The sequence below is a fragment of the Streptomyces sp. EDA2-14 genome, assembly GCF_054963755.1.
Map to the genome: position 1 here is coordinate 223,302 of NZ_JBUEGE010000010.1, position 12,860 is coordinate 236,161.

At 71.3% G+C, this 12,860-nt stretch carries 9 protein-coding genes; 3 read left to right on the forward strand and 6 right to left on the reverse strand.

Annotated elements, in window-relative coordinates; genetic code table 11:
- Positions 1-103: 103 nt before the first annotated feature.
- A complete protein-coding gene (locus ACY34M_RS24310; protein ID WP_462720156.1) occupies positions 104-1,276 on the forward strand; it encodes an acyl-CoA dehydrogenase family protein in 1,173 nt (390 codons plus the stop codon).
- Positions 1,273-2,625 (forward strand): MFS transporter, encoded by a 1,353-nt coding sequence (locus ACY34M_RS24315; RefSeq protein ID WP_462720157.1) that lies wholly within the window; start codon positions 1,273-1,275, stop codon positions 2,623-2,625. The genes ACY34M_RS24310 and ACY34M_RS24315 overlap by 4 nt, the downstream gene beginning before the upstream one ends.
- A 49-nt stretch (positions 2,626-2,674) precedes the next feature.
- Here the strand turns inward: ACY34M_RS24315 and ACY34M_RS24320 are convergent, their stop codons facing one another.
- From ACY34M_RS24320 to ACY34M_RS24345, 6 genes are all read right to left on the reverse strand, one after another.
- Positions 2,675-5,803 carry a discoidin domain-containing protein gene (locus tag ACY34M_RS24320; protein WP_462720158.1) on the reverse strand — a complete coding sequence of 1,043 codons (3,129 nt, stop codon included), beginning with the start codon at positions 5,801-5,803 and terminating at the stop codon, positions 2,675-2,677.
- Between the two features lie 169 nt (positions 5,804-5,972).
- Positions 5,973-7,811, reverse strand: coding sequence for a glycoside hydrolase family 2 protein (locus ACY34M_RS24325; protein WP_462720159.1), 1,839 nt, complete (start codon positions 7,809-7,811; stop codon positions 5,973-5,975).
- A gap of 4 nt (positions 7,812-7,815) precedes the next feature.
- The gene (locus ACY34M_RS24330) at positions 7,816-8,442 is read right to left on the reverse strand and encodes a hypothetical protein (RefSeq protein WP_462720160.1); all 627 of its coding nucleotides are present in this window, start codon (positions 8,440-8,442) and stop codon (positions 7,816-7,818) included.
- A gap of 6 nt (positions 8,443-8,448) precedes the next feature.
- Positions 8,449-9,285, reverse strand: a complete 837-nt coding sequence (locus ACY34M_RS24335; RefSeq protein WP_462720161.1) for a carbohydrate ABC transporter permease — start codon at positions 9,283-9,285, stop codon at positions 8,449-8,451.
- Positions 9,282-10,250: a carbohydrate ABC transporter permease gene (locus ACY34M_RS24340; protein ID WP_462720162.1), complete on the reverse strand. Its 969-nt coding sequence runs from the start codon at positions 10,248-10,250 to the stop codon at positions 9,282-9,284. Before ACY34M_RS24340 ends, ACY34M_RS24335 begins: the two co-directional genes overlap by 4 nt.
- Positions 10,247-11,584 (reverse strand): ABC transporter substrate-binding protein, encoded by a 1,338-nt coding sequence (locus ACY34M_RS24345; RefSeq protein ID WP_462720163.1) that lies wholly within the window; start codon positions 11,582-11,584, stop codon positions 10,247-10,249. The genes ACY34M_RS24340 and ACY34M_RS24345 overlap by 4 nt, the downstream gene beginning before the upstream one ends.
- Before the next feature lie 224 nt (positions 11,585-11,808).
- On the opposite strand from ACY34M_RS24345, the gene ACY34M_RS24350 reads away from it, so the two are divergent.
- The gene (locus ACY34M_RS24350) at positions 11,809-12,852 is read left to right on the forward strand and encodes a LacI family DNA-binding transcriptional regulator (RefSeq protein WP_462720164.1); all 1,044 of its coding nucleotides are present in this window, start codon (positions 11,809-11,811) and stop codon (positions 12,850-12,852) included.
- Positions 12,853-12,860: the final 8 nt, after the last annotated feature.

Sequence of the window (12,860 nt, forward strand, 5' to 3'; positions counted from 1 at the left end):
CTCGTTCCGACCTCTTGACCGATCGCCGGGCCGCAGGCAACTTGAACTCATTCCTAGATTCCCGTTCCAGGATTCTCGTCATCGGGCCCGAGGAGGCACTGCCGTGGTCGACTTCTCGCTCTCCACCGAGGAACGCCAGATCAGGGACACCGTCCGCGCCTTCGTCACCAAAGAGGTGATGCCGCTCGAGCAGGACGTGCTGCGCCGTGAACGGGCCGGACGGCGCGGCATCGATCCCGATACCGTCGCCGAACTCCGCGCCAAGGCCCGCAGAGCGGGCTTCTGGGGTGTCAACACCCCCGAGGAGTACGGCGGGATGAACCTCGGCGCCGTCATGTCCGCGATCATCGCCATGGAGACCGGCCGGACCTTCGTCCCGTTCAGCTTCGGCGGCGGCGCCGACAACATCCTCTACGCCTGCGACGACGCGCAGAAGCGGGAGTACCTGCTGCCCACCATCGAGGGCGAGCGCCGCTCCTGCTTCGCCATCACCGAGCCGGGTGCCGGCTCCGACGCCCGCAACATCCGCAGCCGCGCCGTCCGTGACGGAGACGACTGGCTGATCACCGGCGAGAAGACCTTCATCACCGGGGGCAACGAGGCCGACTTCGTGATGGTGTTCGCGGTCACCGACCCGGACAGGGGCGCCGACGGCGGCGTCACCTGCTTCCTCGTCGACCGGGACATGGGCTGGAAGTCCGAACCGATCGAGACCATGGGGCAGTGGGGCCCGGCCTCCCTCGTCTTCGACGAGGTGCGCGTCCCCGGCCGCAACGTCCTCGGTGAGGTCGGCAAGGGCTTCCAGCTCGCGATGGAGTGGATCGGTCAGGGCCGCTACCTCATTCCCGCACGCGCCATCGGCTCCGCCGAACGCATGCTCCAGATGGGCGTCGACTACGCCCGCCAGCGGCACTCCATGGGCCGGCCCATCGCCGACTACCAGGCGATCCAGTGGCACATAGCCGACTCGCAGGTGGAGATCGAGTCCGCGAAGTGGCTCACCCTGTACGCGGCCTGGCGGGCGCAGCAGGGGCTCGACGCCCGGCACGCCTCGTCCATCGCCAAGCTCAACGGCGCGGTGATGGCCAACCAGGTCGTCGACCGCGTCCTGCAGATCCACGGCGGCATGGGCTACACCAAGGAGCTGCCCATCGAACGCTGGTACCGCGAGCTGCGGCTGCTGCGCATCTTCGAGGGCACCGACGAGATCCAGAAGCGCACCATCGCCCGCAACCTCATCAAGGGGCACGTACGACTCGGCGGGATCGGCGAGTGACCGGCGGGCGCCCGCGCACCGGACTCTTCCGGGTGCGCGAGCTCGACCGGTACCCGGACGCCGGACAGCGGATGCGCATCCTGTCGATGGCGGTCCTCGCCGTCCTGATCGCGTCCTACGAGGGGCAGATCGCACCCGTGGTGCCGCTCCTCCTCGACGACCTCGACATGTCGCTGACGACGTACGGCGGAGTCTCCGCCCTGGCGCTCGTCGCCGGGGCGGTCGCGTCGATGGTGGGCGGACGGCTCACCGACACCGTCGGCCGGGTCCGGCTCATCGTGCCGTTGCTGATCCTCACCGCGGGCTGCTGCTTCCTGATGACGACGGTCCACTCGGCGGGCCAGCTCCTCGCCGTCAGAGCCGTGCTGTCGGTCGTCGACGGCATGGCCATGGCGGGCACCGCGCCGCTGGTGCGGGACTTCTCGCCGCGCATGGGCCGGGCGCAGGCCTTCGGGTTCTGGACGTGGGGCCCGGTCGGCGCGAGCTTCCTCGCCGCCGCCGTCGCCAGCCTCACCCTGCCGCTGTTCGACGACTCGTGGCGCTCGCAGTTCGTCATCATGGGGGCGGTGTCCCTCGTGCTCTCCGTGGTGATCGCCTTCAACATCGCGGACCTGTCACCGGAACTGCGCGCCCGCATCGTGCAGTCCGAGCGGGAGACCCTCGGCCGGGCGGACCACACGCAACCGGCCCGCGCCCGCGACCTGTTCGCGCACCGCGCCATCTGGGCCCACGTCGTCGGCATCGCCGCCTGGCTGGTGCTGTACGTGACGCTCGTCGTGTACGGGCAGACGATGCTCGCCGAGAGCTTCGACCTCGACGCCGCGACGGCCTCGCAGATCATGGCGGCGTTCTGGACGCTGAACATCCTCACGCTCGTCGTCTCGGGACGCCTCTCCGACCGACTGCAACTGCGCAAGCCCTTCTGCGTCGCGGGAACCGTCGGCAGTGTGCTGCTCACCGCGTACCTGGCGGGTCTCGTCGGACGCGGTGACGTGTCCCACCTGCACGTCGCGATCACCGGAGCACTCCTCGGCGGCGTCATGGGCTGCGCCTACGGGCCGTGGATGGCGAACTTCTCGGAGAACGCCGAGGACATCGACCCGCGCCTCCAGGGCACCGCCTGGGGTGTCTTCACCTTCCTCACCAAGGCGATGGGCGTGGTGGTGCTCCTTGCCGTGCCGCGGGTGGTCGCGTCCGACGGCTGGCGGGCCTGGCTGATCGTCTCGGCGTGCTGCATGGCCGTGTTCGTCCCCGCGTCGCTGCTCTTCCGCGGCCCGTGGCGCCGGGCGAAGGCGGCACCGGCGCAGACCCCGCAGGACGCGCCGGCCGCCGCCCCCGCGAGCTACTGACCGCCCCGGTCAGCCGCGGGCCACCGCGATGGCCCCGGCCCGGTGCGGGTCAGCGCACGGTCAGCCGGACCAGCCGGGCGTCCGTGGCCCGTTCCCCGGTCACCTTGAAGGCGACGTAGCGCGCGGTCGCGGAGCCGAGCGACAGCGTCCGGTCGGGGCGCTTGCCGTCGAGGCGGCCCGCGAGCCGGTAGTCGAGCCCGTCGGCGCTGAGTTCCACCTCGGCGACGGGCGCGCCACCTGCCGTCCACCGCGCCTCCACGGTGCGGACCGGGATCTCCGCCCCGAGGTCGACGACCAGGCGCCCACCGGGCCCCGGACGCCACGACGTGGCGGGGTCGCCGTCCACCGCCGCCGCCGGATCGGACATGCCCTCGGGCAGCGGGCTGGTCGGGAAGACGGTCCGGCCGAGCGCGCGGTCGTCCAACGGGTGGGCGGTGGCGCCGGGCAGGTGCAGCGTCGTCTCCCGGGCACGGGACACCGAGGCCACCGCACTGCGGCCCTGCGCCGCCACCCGCATGCGACACGTGGCGCCGGACAGTCGCAGGGTGGCCCCGTCGACCACGCGCACGCGCAGCCCTGCGGGCAGTCGGTCGCCGGACAGCGGGGTCAGTGTGAACCGGGGAGCGAGCAGCACGGCCCCGGCCGCGTCGAGGTCCGCACGGTAGGTGACACCGCCGTCGGTCAGGGTCTGGTCCCCCTCGAAGACCGCACACCGGTCACCGGACCGCGGGACCTCGACCGTGGTGGTGACCCGCTCGCCCGACAGATTGAACAGGCTCAAGTGGCCATCGGTGAGCGCCGCTCGAACGCTGTCCGACGCCGCCTTCGGAGAGGCGCCGCGGGCCAGCGCGCGCAACGCGCCCGCCGACGATCCCGCGAAGCCCTCGACCACGACGGGCGCCGCGGGGCCGTCGGCCGCCACCACCGTGTCGCCGTACACCGCGATCGGATGCTTCCCGCTGCGTACCACGAGCCCGGCGCGGCCGTCGATGTCGAGCCACCTGCCCTTGCTGCTCACGTCGGGCCGCGGCCAGGTGGCGAGGTCCGCCCATGTTTCGCCGTCCGCCGATCCCTGGACGCGGTAGGCGCGGCCCGCGGCGGCTTCCCAGCGCAGTGTGACCCGGTCGATGTCGTGCGCGGCGCCGAGGTCCACGGCGAGCCAGCTGTCGGCGCGCGGACGGTCGGCCTTGGAGACCGCCCACCGCGTGGTGAGGTCACCGTCGACGGCGAGGCCGGGCCCGTTGCCGGTCGCGCTCGACGAGGCGGTCGCCGTCCCGCCCCGCGCGAGATCCGTCCCGTCGGCGCCGTCCCGCACCTCCAGGGCGTACAGCGAGTAGCCGTACGTCGGATCGGGCTCGACCCCGAGCATCCGGACGTGCCGGACGGCGCTGCGCGCCACGTCCACCTGGTCCACGCGCCCCGCCGGGGAGCCGGACCCGTCCCGCGCCCGCACCGAGACACTTCCCTCCTCGAAGCGGTACGTCCGCGTACCGTCGAGGCCCGCCATGCCCGGCATCGTCAGGTTGTGCACCTCCAAGTGGCCCTCGCCGGCGCCGTTTCCGGTGCTCGCGTAGACGACCGAGCCCGTGGGCAGCGTCGCGAACCCCGCGTAGCCGCCGTCGAGGCGGAACACGCTCGCGCTGCCGTCGAAACCGTCGCGCAGGGACTCGTACAGGCGCACCGACCGGTGCGCGACCTTGCCCTTGGCCGACGGCAGGAACATCGGGGTGGCGCCGCTCAACTTGAACAGCCAGTCGTCGTGCGCCGGCTGCCAGGCGAACTTCACGAACCCCGGCTTGCTGACGGCGCCCGCCCACGCGGCCCGCGTCTGGTGCGAGACGAGGCCGGGACCGGTGCCGAAGTCCGTGACGCCGGACGCGTGCGCGAACAGTTCCTCCTGCGAGTACGGGCGGACCGGCTCGCGTCCCTCCCCGGCCACCCACACGTGCAGCAGATAGCTGATGGCCAGCTCGGCGCGGGCCTCCGGCTCGTACTTGGGCTCGCCGGAGAACTTGGCCAGGCGGTGCTCCGGCGGATACTTCTGGTACGCCTCCAACCGCTCGGCCAGCGCCTGTTCGGCCCGCGCCGCCGCCCGGTCGCCCACCACCTGCGCGAAGAACGCGAGCGGGACGACATCACGGCCGTACAGGTGCTCACGGTCGTTCACCATCGGCATCAATGGTTCACCGGCATCGCTCATGACACCGAGGAGCGTGCGCCACAGGGGCCCGGCGTTCGGCTGCCGCGTCAGCACCTCGGGCAGTGGGCGCCCGGCCGCCAGGAAGTGCGCGGCGTTCCGCCCGGAGGTCCGCCACAACTCCTCCTGGTAGTGCGGGCCGAAGGAGCCGTGGTTCTCGACGATGAACGTGTCGTACAGGTTCCGCGCGGTGTTGCGGGACACGCGCACGCCGTCGACCTTCGCGGGGTTGGCCAGGTCGGCCGGCGGAAGCCCCGCCTCATTGCGCGACCAGGTGCCGTAGCCGGACTCCCAGTCGGGGCGGCGCGGATCGTCCGGGGCCCAGGCCAGGGCGGGCGCCAGGGTCTGCGCGTACAGGCCCATCTCCTCCAGCTTGGTGTCACCGACGTGCCCGCCCTTGAGCCCGTTCGGCGTCCAGTCGCCCGAGTCCGGGTCGTCGCCCGTGCCCAAGGAGGTCGTGTACGCGGCCTGTTCACGCGTGATGGTGTCGACGCGGTCGCGCGTCGTGTCGTCGAGCTCGTCCCACAGCAGGCGCGCGGCCAGCACGAAGTACGACTGGAAGGTGGTGTCGAAGAACAGCTTGCGGCCCCACTCGCTGCCGCCCGTGAGCCGGTTCGACGCCGCGAAGTGCCGGATGGTGGCGAGCGTGCGCGCCTTGAGGGTGTCCCGGTCGACACCGGCCCGCCCGGCGTCGTACGTGCCCTGCGTCAGCAGGACGGCGTTGCCGAGGACGACGGCGAACCCGAAGTCCTTGGCCGTGTAGTGGCCCTGCGCCGCGTCCCACTGCGTCTCGGACCACCGGGTGTGGTCGAGCAGCACCCGGTAGTACGTGGCCGCGATGTCGTCCGGGGGAGCGGTCGAACGGTCCGCCGCCTGCGCCGGGTTCGTACCGGTGAGGGAAGGGAGCGCGGCCATGGCCCCCGTCAGGCCGACGGCCTGCAGAAACCTTCGGCGATGGAGCTGCGGGAGGTGGTGCGACATGGGCAGGACCTCTTTCGCGAATCACGAGACAACGTTGTCAGGTGGAGAGGGGGCTCAGTATTCGATCCCCGGACCGTGGGCGTCAACGGGCCGGTGAGGAGGGTGTGGTGACGGGGGCGCGCCCGCGGACGGTGTCTCGTTCGCGGGCACGCACAAGGCCTCGCCGGGGTCAGCCGCGGGTCCGGGTGAGGATCGCGCGGAGTTCGGGCACGGGGAGCTTGGGCTCGCGGTCCGCCGTCAGCAGGCCGTTGATCTCCTGCTCGGTGTCGGTGAATTGGGTGTAGCAGAATCCGGCGAGCCCCGAGTCCACCGCCGCCCCCACCAGGGAGGCGAGGCGTTCGGCGAAGTCCTTCTCCGTGGCGACGGTGTCGTAGCCGAACCACTGCGCGCCCTCGGCGGGTTCGAAGGTGGCGCCGCCGAACTCGCTGAGGACGACCGGCTGCCCCTGGTGGCGCACACCGCTCAGGGTGAGGCGCCGCACGCCCGGCCACTGCTCGGGGAACTCGCCGCGGCGCAGCGACGGGTGGCCGTAGCGTTCGCGCAACGTATCGGCGCTCTGCGTGTAGTCGTGCACGCCCCACAGGTCTCCGGCGGAGATCTCCCAGCCGTCGTTGGAGACGGCGGGCCGCGACGGGTCCAGGGCCTTCGTCAGGTGGTACAGGGCGTCCATGAAGTGGCGCTGCTCGGGGACGAGCGCCGGATGGGGCACGCCCCACGACTCGTTGAGGGGAATCCAGGCGACGATCGAGGGGTGGCTCAGATCGCGCGAGATCGCCTCGGTCCACTCGGCGACGACCCGCTCGACAGTGGTCGTGCCGAACGCGTACGCCGACGGCATCTCTGCCCACACGAGCAGTCCGAGCCGGTCGGCCCAGTAAAGGAAGCGCGGGTCCTCGATCTTCTGGTGGATCCGTACGCCGTTGAGGCCGATCTCTTTCGCGAGTTCGGCCTCCCGGCGCAGCTCGTCCGCCGACGCCGCGAGGTGCGAGCCGGGCCAGTAGCCCTGCTGGAGCGCGAGCCGCAGAAAGTACGGCTTGTGGTTGAGGAGGAAGAGCCCGTCGTCCCAGCCGATGTCGCGCAGCCCCAGGTACGAGGAGACACGGTCGACGGGCTTGCCGTCCGCCGCGTCGGCCACGTCGACCGCCGCGTCCACGAGGTGCGGTCGGTCCGGGCTCCACAGCAGGTCGTCGAGGTCCTGGCCGTGCCGCAGCGCGGGCACCGCGACGTCGAACGTCGTCTCCTGGCCTTCGGTGAGGGTCCGCTGGTCGGCGAGGACCCGACCGCCGAGGGAGAGCCGCACCGACACTGTCACGGGCGCGGCGGGCCACTGGCTCAGGCGCACCCGGCACCGTACGCGGGCGTTCGCGACGTCCGGCGTCCAGTGCAGCGTCGTCACGTGCAGATCGGGCACCTCCTCGAGCCACACCGGCTGCCAGATCCCCGACGTGCGGTGGTACCAGATGACGTGCGGGTCCCGGCGCCAGTCCTGCTTTCCGCGCGGCTGCGTGACGTCGAGCGGCTGGTCCTCCGCGCGCACCACGAGCACATGCTCGCCGTCCCGGTCGAGCACGTCCGTGAGGTCGCAGGAGAACCCGGTGTGACCGCCCTCGTGCCGGCCGACGAGGCGGCCGTCGAGCCAGACCTCCGCGCGGTGGTCGACCGCGCCGAAGTGCAGCAGCAGACGGCGGCCCGCCGCGGGCCGGGTCACGTCGATCGTGCGCCGGTACCAGAGCACCGGGTGGAAGCCGGAGTCGTGCACCCCGGACGCCGCGGACTCGGGCGGGTAGGGCACGGTCACGTCGCCGGTGAACGGTGCGGTGACGTCCGGATCCATCCAGCGCTCCGCGCGGCCGCGGCCCGCGTCGTCGTGGGCGAACCGCCAGGGCCCGCTCAGGTCGCGCCAGTCCGGGTCCCGGACGAGCTGCGGCCGGGGGTGTCCTGCGACGTCGAGGTGGGTGTGGGACAAGGAGAACTCCGGTGGTGTGGTGCGCTGTTCGGGTCGGTGCATGGGATCAGGGCGCAGGCCGTGCCGCGGGGGAGTGGCGCAGGTCGACGGCCGTCGCGGCGAACGCCAGCGGTCCCGGCAGCAGCGGGACGAGCATTGGCATCGCCCACGCGAGCAGCACGGCCAGGACGACGGCGCCCGCGAGCAGCAGACTGCCGCGCGGATCGGCGAGCGAGCGGACGAGCCCCTCACGCGCGGACAGCCGGTGCGGCGCCTTCAGAGCCGTGGCCCGCAGCCCCACGACCGCTGCCCCCAGGGCGAGCAGCAGGAGAGCGGGCGCGAGGAGCTTCGCTCCCGGCATCGAGGTGCCGAGCAGCCGGCTGTCCAGCAGCAGGAGCACACCGAGCAGCGGCGGCACGAGCCCGGCGAGCAGGGTACGCCGCGCCAGGCGTGCGCGCAGCTCCCCGACGTATCCGCGGACACTGATCTGTACGCCGCTGTGGGCCGTGCCCCGCAGGGTCGCCGACGCCGCCGAGAAGGCGGCCGGCGCCGTGACGACGGGCAGGCAGGCGACGCTGGTGAGCAGGCCGACAAGGAGCATGTCGGCGAAGAGCGAGAAGCCGCCGCCGAACACCTCGCCGGGCTCCCGGCGTTGCTGTCCCGCGCCGCGCGGCGCGAGGGGTGCGTGCGTCATGACGGCTCAGCCCTTCAGTCCGGAGGTGGCCATGCCCTGCACGAGATAGCGCTGGAAGACGAAGAAGAACAGCACGATCGGCACGACGGAGATCACCGACATCGCGAACATGGGCCCGTAGGCGGAGGTGCTGCCCTGGTCGACGAAGCTGCGCAGGGCGAGGGTGATCGTCGACTTCTCCGGCGAGAACAGGTAGATCATCTGCGTGAAGAAGTCGTTCCACGTCCAGATGAACGTGAAGATGGCGGTGGTGATCAGCGCGGGGCGGCTGAGCGGCAGCGTGATCGCCCAGTAGGTGCGGAAGGGCCCGCAGCCGTCGATCCGCGCCGACTCCTCCAGCTCCCGCGGAAGCCCCCGCATGAACTGCACGATGAGGAAGACGAAGAACGCCTCGGTGGCGAGGAACTTCGGCAGGATCAGCGGCCAGAAGGTGTCCGTGAGACCGAGCCGGTTGAAGATGATGTACTGCGGGATCAGCACGACGTGGTGCGGAAGCATCAGCGTCGCCACCATGAAGCCGAACATCGGCTTGCTCAGCCGGAACCGCAGCCGGGCGAAGGCGTACGCGGCCAGCGAGCACGACAGTACGTTGCCGAGGACGGCGCCGCCGGAGATCAGCAGGGTGTTGCCGAGCAGCCGGCTCACCGGGACGCCCGACACCCCTTCGAGGGCGGTCGTGTAGTTGCCCCACTCCAGGTGACTGGGCCACAGGTCGAGGCTGGCGATGACCTCGTCGGCGGGCTTGAGCGACGTGGCGAGCAGCCAGGCCAGCGGGTACAGCAGTACCAGCAGGCACACGGCGGCGATGGTGTGCGGCAGCCACCGCTTCGCGGCGATGTTCATCGGCCCTCCTCGTCGGCGTAGAAGACCCAGGACCGGGACGTCCGGAACAGGATCAGGGTGACCACGCCGACGGCGATCAGCAGCAGCCAGGCCATCGCCGAGGCGTAGCCCATGTGCGAGGCCGTGAAGCCGCGCTCGTACAGGTACAGCGTGTAGAACAGCGTGGAGTCCGCCGGGCCGCCCTCGCCGCCGCTGACGGCGAACGCGGGGGTGAACACCTGGAAGGAGTTGATGACTTCGAGGACCAGGTTGAAGAAGACGACCGGGGACAGCATCGGCACGGTCACCGACACGAACTGCCGCCAGCGGCCCGCCCCGTCGAGCGCGGCGGCCTCGTACAGGTCCGGCGATATCTGCTGAAGACCCGCCAGGAAGATCACCATCGGTGCGCCGAACTGCCACACCGTCAAAAGGACGATGACGAACACCGACAGATCGGCGTTGCCGACCCAGCCGCCCGTGTGGATGCCGATCGCGTCGAGGCCACGGGAGACGGTTCCGCCGTCGTTGAACAGCGCACGCCACACCAGCGCGATGGACATGCTCGCGCCGAGCAGCGACGGCGCGTAGAACGCGGAGCGGTAGAAGGCCCGGCCCCGGCCGAGGTTCTTCAGGAGCATCGCCACGCCGAGCGCGAGCCCGAGCTTCAACGGGACGGCCACGACGACGTACAGCATCGTCGTGCCCACCGAACGCCAGTAGCGGGGGTCGTCGGTGAGCATGTCGGTGTAGTTGCGCAGGCCGATCCACTTCGGCGGGTCGAACAGGTTGTAGTCCGTGAACGACAGGTACAGCGACACCGCCATCGGGACGAGCGTCAGGACGACCGCGCCGATCATCCACGGCGACAGGAACACGTAGGCGGGCCACTGCTTCTCGCGTACGCGACGGGCCCGCTTGTCCGACGGGGGCCGTTCGGGGTCCGGGTGTGCGGGGGCGGGCGCCTTGGTGGTGAGTGCGCTCATGACCTCAGCTCCTTGTTGGCCTCGTCGATGAGTTCGCGCGCGGCCTGCCGGGGCGTGGCCCTGCCGTAGATCATGCGCTGGTGCACGCGGGTGAAGGTGGGCTGGATCGCCAGGTCGGCGGGCGGCGGCGCGGTCGGCGGTGCGTCGAGGCCGTACTTCTCCATCTTCCGCGCGTACCGGAAGATCTCCAGCTCGGCGCCCTCGAGCGTCCGGCCGACGCGGTCCGCGATCGTCCGGTTGGGCGGGGTGGAGCGGGAGAACCCCAGGATGTCGCCCGCCCGCCGGTCGTTGAGCAGGAAGTCCACCAACTGGGCGGCCTCCTTGGGGTGCTGGGTGTGCGCGCCGATGCCGATCAGCATGCTCGGCTTGAAGTACGCGCCCTGCCGGCCGTCCGCCGTGGGCACCGGCGCGTAGTGCACCTGCTCGCCGAGCAGGTCGACATAGCCGGGGAAGGGCGCGTCCCACGTGAAGTCGGACGCGGCGAGATGGCGGCCCATCGGGCACATCTCGGTGTTCGTGGCCTGCACGGTGTCCCGCGGTTCGGCGATGACACCGTCCTTGCGGAGGCGGTCGTAGAACGTCCAGAACTCGGTGAGGTCGTCCTCGGTGAAGGCGAGTTCGGTCTGGCTCTTGTAGAGCTTTCCGCCGCGGCTGCGCAGCCAGTCCTCGAAGATGTCCTCGTTGCCGCCGCCGTCGTTGGAACCGCGCACCGTGCGGCCGTCGGGGGACTTGAGGCCGAGCGCGGTCACCTTCCGGTTGGCCTCCGCCCAGTCCTGCCAGGTCCAGTCGGGCTGCGGCGTCGCGATACGGGCCTTCTTGAAGATCGCGGAATCGTAGGCGAAACCGGTGATGCCGCGGCCCATCGGCAGCGCGTACTGGCCGCCCTTGTACGTGCCGGTGCGCAGGAAGTCGCGGTCCATGTCGGACGTGGAGATCGTGCCGTCCTTGATGGCGTCGGCCAGCGGCAGCAGCGCGTCACCACCGGCGTACTGGGACACCTGCCGGTAGTCGAGCTGCACCACGTCGGGGATGCCCCCGCCCGCGGCCTGCGTCGCCAGCTTCTGCAGATACGCGCCGAACTCGCCGTTCGACGTGCGGACGGTGACGCCGGGGTGCTCCTTCTCGAAGAGGCGCACCGCCTTCTCGGTGCGCGCGGCACGGTCGTCGTTGCCCCACCAGGAGAACCGGAGGGTGACACCGCGCGACGTGCCGCCGCTCGCGGTGGAACAGCCGGACAGCGTGCCGGCCAGTGCGGCGCCGACACCGGCGGCCGCGGTGGTCAGGACGGCCCGGCGGCCGGGGTGCTGGCGCGGGCCGCTTCGGGGCTCGGGCATGGGTGACCTCTCAAGAGGCAGGCGTATGAGGCACCGCGGGTGGCGCGCAGACCCTGCGGCACACCGCGACGGCGACGGATTCCAACGTTGTAACCAGTGGGTGTCCGCAAGGTCAACCCTCTGTGGAAGACGAACCCCGACCCGAGTCCGAACCGTCACCGGGCTCGGCCAACGGGTCCACCCCGTGCATAATTGAGAAAACGCAATGTGAGGGGAGCCCGGTGGTGGCAGCAGTGACGCTCAAGGACGTCGCCGAGCGTGCGGGGGTGTCGATCAAAACCGTTTCCAACGTTGTACGCGATGCTCCACGGGTCTCCGAAGCCACGCGGACCCGCGTGCTGAGCGCCGTACGGGAGCTCGGGTACCGGCCCAATCCCTCGGCCCGCCGGCTGCGGACCGGGCGCAGCGGCCTGATCGCCCTCGCCGTCCCCGACCTGGCCACGCCCTACTTCGCGGAACTCGCCCACCATGTGCGCGCCGAGGCCGCCGCCCTCGGCTTCACCGTCCTCATCGAGGAGACCCTGGGAGACACCAAGGAGGAACTCCGCCTCGCGACCGGCGTCGGCGCATCCCTCCTGGACGGTGTCATCCTGTCCCCACTGCACGTGTCACCGGACGAACTCGCGCCCGTCACCGACCAGTTCCCGCTGGTGCTGCTCGGCGAGCGCAGCTACGACGGGGACCGCGTGGTCGCCGACCACGTGCTCATCGACAATGTCGCGGCGGCCCGCGAGGCCACCGCGCACCTCGCGGGTCTCGGCCGCACCCGGATCGCCGCCATCGGCGTCGACAGGTCCGGCTCCGCGACCAGCCGCCAACGCCTCGAAGGCTTCCAACAGGCCCTGCACGAAGCGGGACTGACCTACGACCCGCGCCTCGCGCCCCAGATCAAGGACTTCGACCGACGCAACGGCCTCCAGGCGATGCGCACCCTCACCGCGCTCCCCGCGGACCAGCGCCCCGACGCCGTGTTCTGCTTCAGCGACCTCCTCGCCGTCGGCGCCCGCCGCGCCCTGTACGAGGCCGGTCTGACCAGCCCCGGCGACGTGGCCCTCGCGGGCGTCGACGGGTCCGAGGAGGCCCGCTACGGCACCCCGTCCCTGACCTCGGTGGTCCCCGACAAGGCGGCGATCGCCTCCCTCGCGGTGAAGTGTCTGGTCAACCGGGTGCGCGCGGAGGAGCCCCCGCCGTTCGAGGTGCACGTGGCACCGCACTGGCTCGACGTGCGGGAGTCGACGGGCGCCGAGCGGGAACCGCTGACACCCTGACCGACCCC